Genomic DNA, 15,179 nt, shown 5'->3' with positions numbered 1-15,179 from the left:
AAAGGACCGCATCATGATCATCAAGATCCTCGGCTCGGGCTGCAAGAAATGCGTGGCCTTGGGCGAAAACGCCAAGGCCGCGGCAGCGGCGGCAGGCAAGGAGGCCGAGATCGTCAAGGTCACCGACTTCGCCGAAATCGCCGCCTATGGGGTGATGTCGACGCCGGGACTGGTGGTGGACGAGAAAGTCGTCTCGACCGGCAAGGTGCTGAGCGCCGAAGAAATCGGGCGGCTCCTCTGATGGAGTATCGCGTCCACGCCCGCCGCATCGACGCGCATGGCAGCCTGGCCACCGCCAAGCAGGCCGAGGTCACGCTCGACACCGATCTGGCGGGGCGGCGCGATGCGATGAACCCGGTGGAACTGTTGCTGTCGGCCCTAGCGGCCTGCATGCTGAAAGGGATCGAGCGGGTGACGCCGATGCTGCACTTCCAGATCGACGGGGCCGAGGTGCGGCTGGAAGCCGTGCGCCAGGATGCGCCACCGAAGCTGACCCTGATCCGCTACCAGATCGTCGTGGACAGTGCCGAGACCGAGCAGCGCTTGGACCTCTTGCACCGCAACGTCCTGAAATACGGCACTATCTCGAACACTCTATCGCGGGCCGTGCCGCTGGAAGGCACGCTGCGCCGTGCCTCAGGTCGCGGCTGACAGGTTCACGCGCTTCATCAGGGCCTCGGCGCTTTCCTTGCGTTCGGAATAGCGGTCCACGAGATAATCTGCCCGGTCGCGCGTCAGCAGGGTGAACTTCATCAGCTCCTCCATCACATCCACGATCCGGTCGTAGAGCGGCGAAGGCCGCATGCGCCCGGCCTCGTCGAACTCCTGAAACGCTTTCGGGATCGAGGACTGGTTGGGGATCGTCAGCATCCGCATCCAGCGGCCGAGGACGCGCATTTGGTTGACCGCGTTGAAGCTTTGCGATCCGCCCGACACCTGCATGACCGCCAGCGTCTTGCCTTGGGTTGGCCGAACCGCCCCTTCGGAAAGCGGGATCCAGTCGATCTGAGTTTTCATCAAGCCGGTCATCGCCCCGTGGCGTTCGGGGCTGGACCAGACCATCCCCTCGCACCAGGCGGTGAGGTCTCGCAACTCGCGCACCTTGGGATGTGTCGCATCCACGCCGTCATCGACCTGCGGCAGACCAGAGGGGTTGAAAAGCCGGACCTCGGCCCCGAGCCGGGTCAGGATACGGGCGGCCTCTTCGGCTGCCAGCCGAGAAAAGCTGCGGGCCCGGAGTGAGCCATAAAGGATCAGGATACGCGATGGATGGGTGGACTGCGGAGGCGCAAACAGACGGTCGCCGTCGATACCTGGAAACAGGGCTTCGTCTATGTTGGGCGTATCACTCATGCCGGAAAACTGTCGCGCGTACGGTTGGCAAAGGCGACCAGCGTCAGCATCACCGGCACCTCGACCAGCACGCCCACGACCGTGGCGAGCGCGGCACCGGAGTTGAGGCCAAAGAGGCCGATGGCCACAGCCACAGCCAGTTCGAAGAAGTTCGATGTACCGATCAGGGCGCAGGGGGCAGCGACCTTGTGGGGCAGTTTCCACGCAAAGGCCCAGGCATAGCCGAGCGCGAAGATGCCGTAGGACTGGATGATGATCGGCACGGCAATCAGCGCTATCAGCAGCGGCTGGGCGATGATCACCTGCCCCTGGAAGCCGAAGAGCAGCACCACTGTCATGAGCAGGCCGAGGACGGACCCGGGTTTGATACGCGCGGTGAACTCCGAAACCGCCGCTTCGCTCCCCCGCGCCATCAGGGCCCGCCGCGTCAGCGCACCGGCGATCAGCGGGATCACGATGTAGAGGACGACCGACAGGATCAGCGTTTCCCACGGCACGGTGATGTCGGTCACGCCCAGCAGGAACGCCACGATCGGCGCAAAGGCTACGACCATGATCAGGTCGTTCACGGATACCTGCACCAGCGTGTAGTTCGGATCGCCCTTCGTCAGCTGCGACCAGACGAAGACCATCGCCGTGCAGGGCGCGGCGCCCAGCAGGATCAGCCCCGCAATGTATTCCGGCGCCTTGGCTGGATCGATCAGCCCGGCAAAGACGTGGTTGAAGAATAGAACCGCAAGCGCCGCCATCGTGAACGGCTTGATCAGCCAGTTGATGACCAGCGTGATGACCAGCCCCCTCGGCCGCCGCCCGACATCCTTGAGCGAGCCGAAGTCGATGGCGATCATCATCGGATAGACCATCGCCCAGATCAGCACGGCTACGACCAGGTTGACCGAGGCATATTCCAGCCCTGCCAGAGCGGCGAACAGTCCGGGCAATAGGTTCCCAAGCACGAGCCCCGCGAGGATGCAAAGGGCGACCCAGATAGTCAGCCAGCGTTCGAACAGGCTCATGCAGGTTCTTTCCTTACGGGAATGCAGCATGCCCCTTCGGCCGGAGGGGTGAGACCCATTATCAAGTCGGCGAGCGGGGCCAATGACGCCGGGTTCAGCGCATAGCAAACCCGGGGTCCGTCGATCTCGCCTGTGATAACGCCAGCGGACTTGAGGATACGTAGGTGTTCCGACACCGTTGACTGAGCAAGGCCGACTGCGCCCACGATATCGCCGCCAATGCAGCCCGGAGTTGCCTGAAGCAATCGAAGGATCCGGATCCGCGCCGGATGTGCGAGGGCCTTTGCCAAGGCGGCCGTCGTTGTTTCGTCCGTTGCCATCTGCGCGCTTTCCAAGCCGATCCCTTTCCGTATATCGTCGATTTACGATTTCATCCGCCATCGGACAAGCAAGTTTGTGGCACTTGAGATCGTAGGCGGCGCGAGGGAGACGCGCTCCGGGAGGAAACGGATGAAAAGCAGGCGTCGCGCTTTGCTGATGGGGCTGGCTGCCGCGGCCGCGCCCTTTGTTGTGAGTCGAGGCTGGGCTCAAGCCCCGGCACCCTTCAGATTTGCTCTGACGCCAGTCTTTCTCGACAACGACGCGGCAGTCATTTCTGCCCTTCGCGCTGCTTTGGCCGAAGGCATGGGCCAAGACATCGAGCTTGTCCAGCGACGGACTTATCAGGAGATCTCGGGCGCGCTTCTCGACGGTTCCGTGGATGCCGCTTGGACATGCGGCTATCCCTATCTTCAGCACAAGGCCGAATTTTCGCTGCTCGGCGTACCCGTCTGGCGAGGGCAGCCGCTTTACCAGTCCTATCTCATCGTTGCCCAGGACGATCCCGCGACCGCGCTCTCGGACCTGCGTGGCGGTGCTCACGCCTTTTCGGATCCTGATAGCAACTCCGGTTTCCTCGTCACTGCGTCGGACCTCGCGCGGGACGGCCAAACCCCGGACCAGTTCTTTTCACGCGTCATCTTCACCTACGGCCACCGCAACGTGGTCCGGTCGGTGGCAGGCGGCCTGACCCGATCCGGCAGCGTCGATGGCTACGTCTGGGAAGCGCTCAGTTCCGCTGAACCGGATCTGACAGCACGGACAAAGGTCATTGTGCGCTCGGAGTGGTTGGGCTTTCCCCCGATGGTGGCCAAGGCAGATCGCATGGATGAGCCATCTGTGATGGCCTGCAGGGCCGCGCTACTGGGTCTTTCAGCCACAGCGCAGGGGAGGGAGGCCCTCAAACTCTTGAGCCTGGATGCGATCGAGCCGGGGGAGGACGCGCTCTTCGACGGGATCGCCGCCCGCATGGCTGTCTTGTCGGGGGGATGAGACCCTTGCCGCGCTTTCGCGACCTGCCCGTGACCCTGCGTGTGCCGCTGGTGATGGCTGGCCTTATGATCCTGCTCGGATTTCTGGCGAGCCAAAGCGTCCTGTCTGCGCTTGGCCGGGTGCAGGACGCCCGCCTTTCCGAGACCGCAAGATTGCATGTCGAGGGCCTGTCCGTGGCCCTCGGCCCATCCTATCGCCGTCCGAGTGACCCGCGAGGCCGTTCCGAAGAGCGCATGGCTGTAACTTGCCACTGCCTGTGGTTGGCATCTCTCCTGGCGGTTGTGCCTATCCAACGGTGACGCCGAAAATCGATCCGACCAGCGCAGTCGCGGCCATGGCAAGGGCACCCCAGAACGTCACCCGCACTGCGCCTCGCAGGATGCCGGCGCCGCCAGCAGTCGCGCCAAGACCGCCCAGGATGGCGAGCGACAGGAGTGTCGCGATGGCTACGAAAGGCACAATTTGCGCTGGCGGAGCAAGCATGGCCACCAGAAGCGGGACCACAGCACCCACGGCAAAGGTCATGGCTGATACGAGGGCTGCCTGGATCGGATGGGCGGTGACGGTATCGGATATTCCAAGCTCGTCACGCGCGTGGCTACCAAGCGCATCGCGTTCGGTCAGCTGAACGGCAACCTGTTCGGCCAAATCGCGGGTCAGCCCGCGCGCCTCGTAGATTCGGGTCAGTTCCTCGAGTTCGGCATCAGGCGTCTCAGCAAGCTCCTTCTTCTCGCGGGCAAGGTCGGCCTGCTCGGCATCGGTCTGCGAACTGACCGAGACGTATTCGCCTGCCGCCATCGACATGGCTCCAGCCACCAGCCCGGCGAGGCCCGCGATCAGTACTTCCGTCCGCCCTGTGCCGGCTGCGGCGACGCCCACGACGAGGCTGGAGGTTGATACAAGGCCATCATTCGCGCCGAGCACCGCCGCGCGCAACCATCCGATGCGGTGCACCATATGTATTTCGGAATGGGACAGGCGGCTCATGCGGGAACTCCTTCAATACGGGTTTGCGGTGCTGTGAGGCCCGCGGGTGAAATGCGCAGGGCGCGCAATGCGTTCAGGATAACGGCCACATCGATCGCCTCCTGCAGCAGCGCCCCTTGCACCGGGGTCAGGTAGCCAAAGGCCGCAGCGATCATGCCCAGAACCGACAGGCTGATGCCTGCGACCACGCTTTCGAGCGCGATCCGGCGCGACCGGCGGGCGATCTCGATCCCCGGCGCGATGCGGTCCACCCGGTCCACCAGTAAAACCACATCGGCCGCCTCGGCACTTGCCGCCGCCCCGCGTGCGCCCATGGCGACGCCCACATCGGCGGCAGCCAGTGCAGGGGCGTCGTTGACGCCGTCGCCCACCATCATCACCGGGCCGTTCTTGTGTTCGGTCAGGACCAGCAGCACCTTCTCGTCCGGGGTCAGGCCCGCCCGGATGCCGTCAAGGCCCAGTCCTTCCGTCACCCGCGCCGCAACCTCGGCCCGATCTCCGGTGGCCAAGAGGATGCGCGCAACCCCTTGCTGCCGCAGGCTGGCAAGCATCTCGGCTGCCCCTTCGCGGAGGGGGTCGGACATGACCAGATGCGCCGCCAAACGGCCTTCGACGGCCACGGCCACCATGACCGACCCTGCCGCCAGTTCCGGGTGATCACCCGACAAACGGCCCACGCGCCCCGCGACGAAACCATCGCCCCCGACGATGACTTGCCGTCCGTCGATGAAACCGATGACGCCTTCGCCTGGGATTTCAGCCACATCTTCGGGGATGGGTAGGGTGAGACCCCGGTCCCTTGCTGCAGCCACGATGGCCTGCGCGACGGGGTGTTTTGATGCCTGATCCAGCGCCGCAGCATAGCGCAGGATGTCGTCAGCCACCATCCCGTCATGGCTGTCGATACTGACGATCTGCGGGCGCCCGTCGGTCAGGGTGCCGGTCTTGTCGAGGATCAGGGTGCGGATGCGCGCCATCGCCTCGAGTGGCTTCGCGCCTTTGACCAGCACCCCGAAATGCGCCGCCCGGCTTAGCCCTGCCACCAGCGCCACCGGTACGGCGAGGATAAGGGGGCAGGGCGTGGCAACGACCAGCACGGCGACCGCGCGGATCGGATCGCCCGTGAACCACCAGGCGGCGAAGGCGATGGCAATGGTGACGGCCAGAAACCCCAGCGACCAGCGGTCCGCGAGCCGCGCCATGGGAGCCTTGGAGGCCTGCGCTTCCTCGACCAGCCGGACAATCCCGGCATAGGTGCTGTCCTTCGCCTCGCGCGTGGCGGTCAGGTCGAAGGCATCGCCCGCGTTAGTCGAGCCGCTCATCGCCTCGGCCCCACGGTCGAGGCGCACCGGCAGGGACTCCCCCGTCAACGCCGAGGTATCAAGGAAGGCGGTGGCAGAGGTGATGCGCCCGTCCACCGGCACGACATCACCCTGCCGGATCAGCAGGCGGTCACCTGGCGCTATGGCCTCGAGCGCCACCTCCTCCAGTCCGCCATTGCGGTGGCGCGTGGCGGTGCGCGGGACGCGGGACAGAAGATCGCGCATCTCGCGCCGCGCTCGCCCCTCGGCAAAGCTTTCCAGAAACGTGCCGCCCGAATACATGACGGCGACGACCGCTGCCGCCAGCGTCTCGCCAAAGGTCAGCGCGGCCGACATCGACAGGGCGGCGACGATATCGAGGCCTACTTCTCCGCGCGCGAGGCTGCGGATGATCTCGATGACCAGCGCGGCCAACACCGGCACGACGCCCGCGAACCACACGGTCTGCGCCAGGTCGGAGCGCCCGCCGAAATGCAGCCCGAGCCCGGTCACCAGACCTGCCAAGGCGATGACCAGGAGCAGTGTCTTTAGCCTGTCTGTCTGAGCATGATCCAAAGCTGTCAATCTCCAGCGGCCGGGGCCGTCGCCGCGGACGTGTTCGAAAATACTTTGCCAACGCCAATGCCTTGAACGACACCCGTATCATCGCGCGTCAGGAACAGCGCGTCGAGCCCCGCCTGCTGCGCAAGGTTTGCGCCTGCATCGACACCCTTCACCATCAGTGCCGTCGCCCAGGCATCCGCCTCGGCGCAGGTGGGAGCGATCACAGTGACGGATGCAGGGGACGCGAGAAGCGGTGCACCGCGCGCGGGGTCCATCGTGTGGGACAGATCACGCCCGTGCACCGTGACCCGGTGGCGATAATCGCCCGAGGTCGCAACGGCGGCGTCCTGAAGCGTCAGGATGGAATGGGGCGCGCGGCAGTGAGGGTCGGGGGCCTCGACCGCGATGGTCCAGGGGCCACCATCTGGACGCAGGCCTGTGGCGCGCATCTCGCCGTCGATTCCGACGAGGGCGTCGCGGATACCGTGGTCGTGCAGGACCTGCGTCAGACGATCCACCCCGTAGCCCTTGGCGATGCCGTTCAGGTCCAGCGAGATGGGGGCACTCTTGCGCACCCGGTTGCCGTCCAGTTCCAGCGCCTCATGGGCCGGGCGGCGGGGGGCCTGCATTGCGTCGTGAATGGCCTGCGGATCGGCTGCTGCCGGGCCATAGCCCCAGGCGCGCACGGCATCGCCCATGCCGATGTCGAAGGCCCCGCCCGAGGCGCGGCCGATGGCAAGCCCGAGGGTCAGCACCCGCGCCAGATCGGCGGGAATGTCCTGCCATGCCCCCATTGGCGCGGCGTTCAGGCGCATCAGGTCGCTGTCGGGCTTCCAGGTCGACATCTGCGCATCGACGGCATCCACCGCAGCCTGAAGCGCGGCTTGTACCGAGGCGGGGTCGAACCCCGGTGGCGCAAAGAACAGCGCGCTCCACCGTGTGCCCATGGTCGGGCCGTTCAGGGCGTGGCGGACCCTGTCAGTAGACATCTTCGACATAGCGGCCTCCGGCCTTGAGCATCGCGGGCGTCAAGCCCAAGGGCGCGAGGATATCCTCCAGCGCACGGGCCACGCCGCGACCCATGTCACGCCCACCGCAGACCATGATCCTTGCACCCTGCCGGATTGCCTCGGCCACCTGCGCGGCCTCGGCCCGCAGGGCATCCTGCACATAATGCGGCTGCGCTCCGCGCGAGACGGCGGTGGAAAGCCGCGTCAGACGTCCTTCGTCAGCCCAGGCCGCCAGATCGTCACCGTAAAGGAAATCGCTGTCCGGGTGCCGCATCCCGAAGAAGAGATGCACCGGACGGCGACGGGCATTGGCGCGGATGATCCCGGCCAGCGGCCCGATCCCGGTTCCCGCCCCGATCAGAATCAGGGGTGCTCGGCCTCGGCCTGCATGAAAGCCCGGATTGCGCCGCAGGAAGGCCTGGGCGGCGTCACCCGGTTCCAGCGCCAGCAACTGGCCGGAACACAGGCCCCCCGGGTGCTTCTTCACCACGATCTCGACGAAGCCGTCGCGACTGCCCGATGCCAGCGAGTAGAAGCGCGGCACGGCCGAGCCTTCGGGCAGGATGCCCAGAAGGTCGCCCGCCTGAAACCCTGCAAAGCCCCGGCCCGTCAGCCGCTCCCAAAGGGTCGCCTTGGGCAAGGCAAAGCGCAGGATCGAAGTCGGGGCCTGCACCGCCTCGCCATAGTCGCGGCGCGAGATCAGGGTCAGGCCATGCGCCTCGGGGCGGGCGGGCTGGTGGTCGAGTTCCAGCGTGATTCCGATGGCCTGCCCCAAAGCCCGGCCCCAGCGGGCGAAGTCCTGCGGCGACTGGCGGTCCACTGTGTCCATGGGCAGGAGGGTGGCCCAGCCGTTGGCGCGTGCGGTGGCCTCAACCTCTGCCGCATAGGCACAGAAGGCCGGGAAACTGCGGTCACCGAAGCCCAGCACGGCGAGGGCCGCGGTCGGGGGCATGCGCGCCAGCCGGTCGAGGAAGCCTTGCGCGGACGCGGGCGCGTTGCCTTCGCCATAGGTGGCGGCCAGGATCAGGAACCGCTCCGCCCGTGGGTGGCGCGCGGGGTCAAAGGCCGACATCGGCGCGATGTGGACCGCCTGACCTGCATCCCGCAGGGCACGCGCCAGCGTCGCGGCGAAGCCCCAGGTGCTGCCGCCTTCGGAGCCGACAAGGATCACCGTCTGCGCCCGGCCCGCGGGCGCATTGTCGCGCAGCCGGGGCCGACCCCGCCGTCCAGCGGCCCAGATCAATGTGCCGGTTGCCCCCATCACCGGGACGCTGAGCGCGATCAGGCCGAGGACCAGCCCGAAGGTCGCCGCACCCTGACCGGTGTGCAGCATGTAGACGGTTTCCGAGACCTGCTGCCATGGCGTCAGGTCCGCCCAGGACAGAAGTTCGCCGGTCCCCTGATCGATCAGGCCGGTGCCTGCATCGGTGGAGAGGGTGAACATATCCTGCGCATCGCCTGCATAGGGAAAACTCAGCTTGCGCAAGGCGTCGACAGGCACATCCTGCAGCGCGGCCATCTGGTCCAGCGGGAAGGCCATCTGTCCGCTGACCACCGCAGGGTCGGCGGGGCGTGCCGCCCCATCGGGCAAGAGGTCAAAGGTTGATGCTGTCATCCAGAGCGCGGTGGCCGCCGACAGGGCAAGGCCCAGGACGGCGACGCGCGCCAGTTCCACATGCAGACGCCCGGCCAGAGGCCCGCGCAGCCGCGCGAACCAGCGCCGCCAACCGCCTGTGCGCCGCGCGACCAGCGCCGCCCCCGACAGGGTCAGCACCAGCATCGCGGCAGCGCCCGCCGCCATCACCAACCGCCCGGCATCGTCCAGAAACAGCGACCGGTGGAGGTTGGTCAGCCAGCGTTCCATCCCGTTAGGATCGGCCGAGCCGACATCTGCCCCGGTCGCGGGGTCGATCACCGCCGATCCGGGCGTGCCGCCGTCGAACCACCATGCGGTGATGGTGCCCGCGGGGGACCGGCGGATTTCTTCAAGCCCCGGGTGGGTGGCGGCCAGGCGGGCGGCCAGATCCGCCACGCTTTGCTCTGCGACGGCCTGCGGGGCGGCCAGCCGTTCGGCCATGGGAAAGACCGACAGCGCCGCACCGCTAAGTGCGAGAACGGTCACAAGAACAAGCGCCAGAAGCCCCGGCCAGCGATGCAGCGCGCGGATCATCGGTTCGTCCCCTTACTGATAGACGAAGCTGGCGATGTAGCGGCGGCCCTGCACGGCCACGCCCGCACCCGCTGTCGTCAGCGGCACCGCGATCTCGTTGGGGCTGTCGCGCATGTCCTCGACCGCCGCATCGATGTGGAGCGTGTAGCCCGCATCGAACAGCGCATCAGCGAGATCCAGCGTGATCTCGAGCGTCCGGCCCGCGCCCACGCTGGCCCCGGTGATCCCGTTGATCTGGGCAGGGTCGCCCCCGGTGGCGGCATACCAGTCGCTCAGGTGCTCGTAGTATTTCGACTTGCCGCCCGCCATCCACAGGCTGCCGACATAGGCGCCCGCGGCATCGGTGACATACAGCGCCAGATAGGCGCCATCGCCGCCATAGCTGTTCATCGTGGTGGTCAGTGTCACGGGCCGGGCCATTGCCAGCCCGGGCAGGGTCAGCGCGGTGGTCAGGGCAAGCGTCGCGAGAAGGGATTTCATCGGATGTCCTTTCGGTGATGATCTGCGCCCCGCATGGGCAGGGCGCGCGAGAACCGGGATCAGTTGGTCACGGCCACGGGCGGCGCGCCGTTGCCGAAGAGCCCATTTGCCGGGGGTGCGACGGTGCCTGCGGGCGCAGGGTTGCCGAGGGTGCCGGCGCAGTCATCATCATCATCATCATCATCATCGTCGCAGTCCTCGTCGTCATCATCGTCCTCGTGCCCGCGACGGAACCATCCGCCGTCATCATCGTCGTCATCGTCTCCGCTTACACGGATGAGGGGCACGGGCTGGCCGTCCGCGTTGAACACGGCTTCGCAAACGCCGCTGCACGCATTTTGGGCGCTGCCTTGGGTCTGCATCGCGGCGAGGGCCGGCAGGCCGAGAGCCGCTGCGAGCGCCGTCGATGCGAAAAGAAGGGAAAGTCGGGATGTCATGCATGGTCTCCTTGGATCTGATGCTGGCAATCTGGGCGCCGGACCTGAGCCGTTCCTGACGCCATCCCGCTTTCTGCTTCAGCTTGGCGTCAGGAAGAAAAAGGCCCCGCCGAGACAGGGCGGGGCCAGTCGGACCACGAGGGACAGGCGTGGTCAGGGAACAGGGTCAGGTGATGTCGCCGGGCTCAGGGGCGCGCTTGTCGCCCGTGATCATGGCGCGGGCGAGGTTCTCGCGGTGGCGGATCGAGGCGAAGACGACCCCCGCGGCATGCGCCGCGACCAACAGAAGCATCAGGTTGGCCAGCGTCTCGTGGACCTCCTTCAGCGGGCCCTCGGCCTCGCCCCCCTCGCCGTATTCATCGCCATCATCGTCGGCCCAGGCGGGCGACACGATCTGCGGCAAGGCGGGCAGCATCGCCACGCGGTCGGGTTCGGCCATCAGCCAGCCGGTGAAGGCCGTGCCCGACAGCGTCAGCAAAAGCGCCACGATCATCGCCGCCCCCGCCGGGTTGTGACCGAGGTAGCGGGGTTCCTGCCTGCGCAGCATGGACCCCAGATAGGCGAGCGTTGCCCCCGGGCCCTTCACGAACTGCGTGAAACGCGCATAGCGGCTGTCGGCAAATCCCCAGATCAGCCGCAAGGCCACCAAGCCTGCAACCGTGTAGCCCGCCACTTCATGGATGGGCTGCACCTCATCGGCCGTCAGCCAGGCCGTCGCAAAAGCGGCCACGAGGCCCCAGTGAAAGACGCGGACCAGAGGGTCCCAGACGCGTACGGTGGTGGCGTCCTTGGTCTGCACGGAAAGATGGTCAGTCATTTTCCTGCCCCTCGCGTTCATCATCGTCACTGTCATCCTCGAACTCGAATTCGACGATCTGAAGCGTGCCGGGATGGAGCTTGACCTCGATGGCGCGGCCCGTCGCGTCGCGACCGTCGATCTCGTAGCAGCCGTCGTCGATCTTGATGCGGCGCACCTCCCAGCCTTGCGCGAGGGCGAACTCGGCCACCGCCTCGCGCGGTTGCCAATCGGCCATCGGCACGAAGCAATCATCGTCAGCCAGTGCGGCACCGGCCGGCAGGACCGTCAGAAAAGCAAGAATTGTCAGCGTCTTTCGCATGGGCCACACTCCGGGTTACGGCCAATCTGGATGATGTGATGCGCGCCGAAGCTGACGGCAGCCTGAAGACGGCTGAGCCTGGGCTTCAGTCTGCTGTCAGGAGAGAGGGTCAGAAGCAAACCAACCCGGGGCAAATGGGACGGCATAAGACCATGCGCATAGTGCTGATCGAAGATGACATGGTTCTGGGCGCCGCCGTACGCGACCAGATCGCCGCTGATGGCCATTCGGTCGACTGGGTCCAGCGGCTGGACGCCGCCACCGACGCCTTGGCCGGGGCGAGCTTCGATCTGGTGCTCTTGGACCTGATGCTGCCCGATGGCTGAGCTGCTGCCGGTTTCGTGGACAGCAGGTTAAGCTAGCATAGCGCGGGCCTCGAATTCCATGGGGCTGAGGTAGCCGAGTTTCGAATGTCGTCTGCGCGGATTGTAGAAGCGCTCGATGTAGTCGAACACGTCGGCACGGGCTTCGTCGCGGGTGCGGTAGACTTTGCGGGCTGTGCGTTCGGTCTTCAACGACGAGAAGAAGCTCTCCATCGCGGAATTGTCCCAGACGTTTCCGGCCCGGCTCATCGAACAGGTGATGCCGTTATCCGCCAGAAGCCGTTGAAACTGCTCGCTTGTGTATTGAGAGCCCTGGTCCGAATGATGAAGCAGCGCGTCGGCCTTTCCACGTCGCCAGACGGCCATCATCAGCGCGTCCATGACCAGTGAGGCATCCCGGTCGGCCTTCATGGACCAACCGACGACACGCCGTGAATACAGATCAAGGACGGCCGCGACGTAGAGCCAGCCTTCTGCGGTCCAGATGTAGGTGAAGTCGGCCAGCCATTTCTGGTTCGGTCGTTCAGCCTGGAAGTCGCGGTTGAGAATGTTGTCGGCTATGACCGACCGCTCGCCGTCATCCTTCGGCTTGCCACGGCGTTTGGGCCTCGCCCGCAAGGCATTGCTCCGCATCAGCCGTTCGATCCGGTGAAGGCCGCAGGCCAGGCCTTCCTCCAGAACATCGCGCCAGACGCGGCGGGCGCCATAGGTCCGGTCACTAGCCTTGAAGCTCGTCTCGATTGCCGTGACGAGCTTGGCATCTTGGATCTCGCGGGCGCTGGACGGGCGATTGAGCCAAGCATGGAAGCCGGATCGCGACACATCCAGCACTTCGCACAGCCAGCTGACGGGCCAGATGTGGCGGTGTTTGGCGACGAAGGCGAACCTCATGTCGCCTCCCGCGCGAAAAAAGCGGCCGCTTTCTTGAGGATGTCACGCTCCGCACGGAGCCGGGCGACCTCTTTTTTCAGGGCTGCAATCTCGGCCAGATCGGCCCGCATCTGCCCGTTCCCGGGAAACGCCGTCGCCGGTGTCGCGGTCAGTTCCCGCATCCACCGCCGCAGAACGCTCTCGGCCACATCCAGGTCACGGGCGGCCTGCGCCACCGCAACGCCCCGGTCCGTCACCAGCCTTACGGCCTCGATCTTGAACTCACGGCTGAACTTCCGTCTCGTCATATCCACTCTCCGGTTCCTTGGTCACGATCTTATCTTCGTGTCCACGAAACCGGCAGCAGCTCAGGCCGCGGCATCCCGTTCCTGCGCCGCCTGCGGGCCAAGGGAGATGTGACGCCCGTCATCATCCTGACCGCGCTCGACCAGATCAGCGACCGGATCGAAGGGCTGAACGCAGGGGCCGACGACTATCTTGTGAAACCCTTCGACCTTGCGGAACTCTCCGCCCGCATCGGGTCGGTCGCGCGCCGCTATGCCGGCAACCCCAACCCCATCGTCACCCACGGGCCGCTGGAGATTGACCTGGCCGCTCGCAGCATCCATCGCGACGGCCGCCCGGTTACCCTGACCGCCCGCGAATGGGCGCTTTTCGAGGCGTTCCTGTCCCGTCCCGGCCAGCTTCTGTCCAAGGCCCAGCTCGAGGACAAGCTCTATGCCTTCGGCGCCGAGATCGAGAGCAACACGATCGAGGTCCATGTCAGCCGCCTGCGCAAGAAGCTGGGGGCGGAGGTGATCGAGACGGAACGCGGCCTCGGCTACCGTCTGGGCCGCGCATGAGGGCGCCGCGCAGCCTTCAGGGTCGCCTGGGGCTCTGGCTGGGCGTTGCTCTGACGGTGCTTTGGGTGCTCGCGGCCAGTGTGACGGCGCTGATCGCGCGGAGCGAGATCGAAGAGGTGTTCGATTCCGCCCTGCAGGAAACCGCACAGCGCATCCTGCCACTCGCTGTCGTTGATATCCTGAACCGCGAGGAGGCGGGCATCAGCCAGCGCCTTGCTGCCATTCGCGAGCATGACGAGTTCTTCACTTACATCGTGCGGGATGACCAAGGGCGCATCCTGCTGCAATCCCATGCCGCCGACCCGGGCGTATTTCCGGCTTGGGACGGGATCGGCTTCCACCAGACGGCGACGCATCGGCTCTACAGCGACGAGGCCGTGCAGGGCACGATCCGCATCACCGTCGCCGAACCGCTGGCCCACCGCGCCAGCGTAGCGCGCGAGATACAGATGGGTCTTGGCCTGCCGCTGCTGATCGTGCTGCCGGTGGCGCTTCTGGCCATCGTGCTGGCCGTCCGCGCCAGCCTTACGCCTCTGCGCCAGTTCCGCGACCGCCTGTCGGCGCGAGGCGCGCGCGACCTGAGCCCCGTTGCCGGCGAGGATCTGCCTACCGAAATCGCACCCCTCGCCGATACGATGAACGGCCTTCTGGGGCGGCTGGACGCGGCCTTCGCAGCGGAACGCAGCTTTGCGGCCAATGCCGCGCATGAACTTCGCACGCCTTTGGCCGGTGCCATCGCACAGGCGCAAAGGCTGCAGGCCGAAACGCGCGACGCCGATGCCAAGGCCCGTGCGGGCGAGATCGAGGCCACGCTCAAACGCCTGACCCGCCTCTCCGAACGCCTGCTGCAACTGGCCCGCGCCGAGGGCGGCCGCCTGCGCCGCGACATCGCGGCCGATCTGCGCCCCGTGGCCCGGCTGATCGTCGACGATCTCGCGCGAGGGGTCGAGCCTGGGCGCATCCTCCTCACGCTTCCGGCAAGCGCCGTCATGTCGGATCTGGACCCCGACGCCTTCGCGATCGTCTTGCGCAATCTGATCGAGAATGCCTTGCGCCATGGACAAGCCGAAGCTCCTGTGGAGGTCTCGCTTGCAAATGACGGAACGCTGATCGTCGCCAACGACGGCCCGGTCGTGCCCGCTGAGGACCTCGCTCGCCTGACGCACCGGTTCGAGCGCGCCCGGTCCGATAGCGAGGGCAGCGGTCTTGGGCTGGCCATTGTCGCAACGATTGCCGAAAGGTCTGGAAGTCCACTCGAACTCAGGTCGCCTCGCGAAGGCCGGGCTTCGGGGTTCGAGGCACGACTGTCACCGACCGGAACAGGCGTTTTGAATCCTTAGTCAGAGTCATTCAGGCGTCATGCGGTGAGCTGAAAG

The 15,179-nt window shown here is 66.1% G+C and carries 16 protein-coding genes and 2 pseudogenes; 6 read left to right on the top strand and 12 right to left on the bottom strand.

All coding sequences use genetic code 11. The features are described from left to right. Positions 1 to 13: 13 nt before the first annotated feature. Both CN97_RS17925 and CN97_RS17920 read left to right on the top strand, forming a co-directional pair. On the top strand, positions 14 to 241 hold the full coding sequence (locus CN97_RS17925; protein ID WP_035714398.1) for a thioredoxin family protein: 228 nt from the start codon (positions 14 to 16) through the stop codon (positions 239 to 241). Beyond that, positions 241 to 651 carry an OsmC family protein gene (locus tag CN97_RS17920; protein ID WP_035714395.1) on the top strand — a complete coding sequence of 137 codons (411 nt, stop codon included), beginning with the start codon at positions 241 to 243 and terminating at the stop codon, positions 649 to 651. Before CN97_RS17925 ends, CN97_RS17920 begins: the two co-directional genes overlap by 1 nt. Here CN97_RS17920 and arsH read toward each other — a convergent pair. From arsH to CN97_RS17905, 3 genes are read right to left on the bottom strand one after another with little or no spacing between them, the layout of a single operon-like run. Further along, the gene (gene arsH / locus CN97_RS17915; RefSeq protein ID WP_035714394.1) at positions 637 to 1,353 is read right to left on the bottom strand and encodes an arsenical resistance protein ArsH; all 717 of its coding nucleotides are present in this window, start codon (positions 1,351 to 1,353) and stop codon (positions 637 to 639) included. The two genes, CN97_RS17920 and arsH, sit on opposite strands and share 15 nt — an antisense overlap. Continuing rightward, positions 1,350 to 2,369: an ACR3 family arsenite efflux transporter gene (arsB, locus tag CN97_RS17910; RefSeq protein ID WP_035714391.1), complete on the bottom strand. Its 1,020-nt coding sequence runs from the start codon at positions 2,367 to 2,369 to the stop codon at positions 1,350 to 1,352. The genes arsH and arsB overlap by 4 nt, the downstream gene beginning before the upstream one ends. After that, positions 2,366 to 2,689 carry an ArsR/SmtB family transcription factor gene (locus CN97_RS17905; protein WP_035714390.1) on the bottom strand — a complete coding sequence of 108 codons (324 nt, stop codon included), beginning with the start codon at positions 2,687 to 2,689 and terminating at the stop codon, positions 2,366 to 2,368. Before CN97_RS17905 ends, arsB begins: the two co-directional genes overlap by 4 nt. 130 nt (positions 2,690 to 2,819) lie before the next feature. On the opposite strand from CN97_RS17905, the gene CN97_RS17900 reads away from it, so the two are divergent. Next, on the top strand, positions 2,820 to 3,680 hold the full coding sequence (locus CN97_RS17900; RefSeq protein ID WP_035714387.1) for a PhnD/SsuA/transferrin family substrate-binding protein: 861 nt from the start codon (positions 2,820 to 2,822) through the stop codon (positions 3,678 to 3,680). A gap of 285 nt (positions 3,681 to 3,965) precedes the next feature. Here the strand turns inward: CN97_RS17900 and CN97_RS17895 are convergent, their stop codons facing one another. The 8 genes from CN97_RS17895 to CN97_RS17860 form a co-directional block, all read right to left on the bottom strand. Beyond that, positions 3,966 to 4,667, bottom strand: a complete 702-nt coding sequence (locus CN97_RS17895) for a VIT1/CCC1 transporter family protein (RefSeq protein ID WP_035714385.1) — start codon at positions 4,665 to 4,667, stop codon at positions 3,966 to 3,968. Further along, positions 4,664 to 6,544 (bottom strand): heavy metal translocating P-type ATPase, encoded by a 1,881-nt coding sequence (locus CN97_RS17890; protein ID WP_035714384.1) that lies wholly within the window; start codon positions 6,542 to 6,544, stop codon positions 4,664 to 4,666. Before CN97_RS17890 ends, CN97_RS17895 begins: the two co-directional genes overlap by 4 nt. Positions 6,545 to 6,549: 5 nt before the next feature. Next, complete coding sequence (locus CN97_RS17885) at positions 6,550 to 7,530, bottom strand: FAD:protein FMN transferase (protein WP_035714381.1); 981 nt, start codon at positions 7,528 to 7,530, stop codon at positions 6,550 to 6,552. Continuing rightward, positions 7,511 to 9,712, bottom strand: a complete 2,202-nt coding sequence (locus tag CN97_RS17880; RefSeq protein WP_035714378.1) for a PepSY domain-containing protein — start codon at positions 9,710 to 9,712, stop codon at positions 7,511 to 7,513. The genes CN97_RS17885 and CN97_RS17880 overlap by 20 nt, the downstream gene beginning before the upstream one ends. A gap of 12 nt (positions 9,713 to 9,724) precedes the next feature. Then, on the bottom strand, positions 9,725 to 10,192 hold the full coding sequence (locus CN97_RS17875; RefSeq protein WP_035714375.1) for a DUF2271 domain-containing protein: 468 nt from the start codon (positions 10,190 to 10,192) through the stop codon (positions 9,725 to 9,727). 59 nt (positions 10,193 to 10,251) lie between these two features. Next, entirely contained in the window at positions 10,252 to 10,629 is a 378-nt protein-coding gene (locus CN97_RS17870; RefSeq protein ID WP_035714373.1) for a hypothetical protein, read from the bottom strand. Positions 10,630 to 10,795: 166 nt separating this feature from the next. Beyond that, entirely contained in the window at positions 10,796 to 11,446 is a 651-nt protein-coding gene (locus CN97_RS17865) for a cytochrome b/b6 domain-containing protein (protein ID WP_051911419.1), read from the bottom strand. Then, the gene (locus tag CN97_RS17860; protein WP_035714370.1) at positions 11,439 to 11,747 is read right to left on the bottom strand and encodes a PepSY domain-containing protein; all 309 of its coding nucleotides are present in this window, start codon (positions 11,745 to 11,747) and stop codon (positions 11,439 to 11,441) included. Before CN97_RS17860 ends, CN97_RS17865 begins: the two co-directional genes overlap by 8 nt. A gap of 152 nt (positions 11,748 to 11,899) precedes the next feature. Here CN97_RS17860 and CN97_RS17855 point away from each other — a divergent pair. Further along, a pseudogene (locus CN97_RS17855) lies at positions 11,900 to 12,070 on the top strand (DNA-binding response regulator); the annotation flags it as partial. A gap of 30 nt (positions 12,071 to 12,100) precedes the next feature. On the opposite strand, the gene CN97_RS17850 reads toward CN97_RS17855, so the two are convergent. Continuing rightward, a protein-coding gene (locus CN97_RS17850) for an IS3 family transposase (protein WP_088217562.1) occupies positions 12,101 to 13,248 on the bottom strand; the annotation gives its coding sequence in 2 pieces (ribosomal slippage) (positions 12,101 to 12,972 and positions 12,972 to 13,248; 1,149 coding nt in all). Between the two features lie 63 nt (positions 13,249 to 13,311). On the opposite strand from CN97_RS17850, the pseudogene CN97_RS17840 reads away from it, so the two are divergent. Both CN97_RS17840 and CN97_RS17835 read left to right on the top strand, forming a co-directional pair. Then, positions 13,312 to 13,803, top strand: a pseudogene (locus tag CN97_RS17840) (response regulator transcription factor); the annotation flags it as partial. Further along, on the top strand, positions 13,800 to 15,143 hold the full coding sequence (locus CN97_RS17835) for an ATP-binding protein (RefSeq protein WP_035714359.1): 1,344 nt from the start codon (positions 13,800 to 13,802) through the stop codon (positions 15,141 to 15,143). The pseudogene CN97_RS17840 and the gene CN97_RS17835, both read left to right, overlap by 4 nt. The last annotated feature ends 36 nt before the right edge of the window (positions 15,144 to 15,179 follow it).

This window comes from Haematobacter massiliensis (genome assembly GCF_000740795.1).
GTDB lineage: Bacteria > Pseudomonadota > Alphaproteobacteria > Rhodobacterales > Rhodobacteraceae > Haematobacter > Haematobacter massiliensis.
This window is presented reverse-complemented; position numbering and strand designations above follow the sequence as displayed.

Bases quoted from the DNA above. Each gene is read 5' to 3' on its own strand.
- CN97_RS17925 (WP_035714398.1), top strand. From the start codon at position 14: ATGATCATCAAGATCCTCGGCTCGGGCTGCAAGAAATGCGTGGCCTTG.
- CN97_RS17920 (WP_035714395.1), top strand. From the start codon at position 241: ATGGAGTATCGCGTCCACGCCCGCCGCATCGACGCGCATGGCAGCCTG.
- arsH (WP_035714394.1), bottom strand. From the start codon at position 1,353: ATGAGTGATACGCCCAACATAGACGAAGCCCTGTTTCCAGGTATCGAC.
- arsB (WP_035714391.1), bottom strand. From the start codon at position 2,369: ATGAGCCTGTTCGAACGCTGGCTGACTATCTGGGTCGCCCTTTGCATC.
- CN97_RS17905 (WP_035714390.1), bottom strand. From the start codon at position 2,689: ATGGCAACGGACGAAACAACGACGGCCGCCTTGGCAAAGGCCCTCGCA.
- CN97_RS17900 (WP_035714387.1), top strand. From the start codon at position 2,820: ATGAAAAGCAGGCGTCGCGCTTTGCTGATGGGGCTGGCTGCCGCGGCC.
- CN97_RS17895 (WP_035714385.1), bottom strand. From the start codon at position 4,667: ATGAGCCGCCTGTCCCATTCCGAAATACATATGGTGCACCGCATCGGA.
- CN97_RS17885 (WP_035714381.1), bottom strand. From the start codon at position 7,530: ATGTCGAAGATGTCTACTGACAGGGTCCGCCACGCCCTGAACGGCCCG.
- CN97_RS17880 (WP_035714378.1), bottom strand. From the start codon at position 9,712: ATGATCCGCGCGCTGCATCGCTGGCCGGGGCTTCTGGCGCTTGTTCTT.
- CN97_RS17875 (WP_035714375.1), bottom strand. From the start codon at position 10,192: ATGAAATCCCTTCTCGCGACGCTTGCCCTGACCACCGCGCTGACCCTG.
- CN97_RS17870 (WP_035714373.1), bottom strand. From the start codon at position 10,629: ATGACATCCCGACTTTCCCTTCTTTTCGCATCGACGGCGCTCGCAGCG.
- CN97_RS17865 (WP_051911419.1), bottom strand. From the start codon at position 11,446: ATGACTGACCATCTTTCCGTGCAGACCAAGGACGCCACCACCGTACGC.
- CN97_RS17860 (WP_035714370.1), bottom strand. From the start codon at position 11,747: ATGCGAAAGACGCTGACAATTCTTGCTTTTCTGACGGTCCTGCCGGCC.
- CN97_RS17835 (WP_035714359.1), top strand. From the start codon at position 13,800: ATGAGGGCGCCGCGCAGCCTTCAGGGTCGCCTGGGGCTCTGGCTGGGC.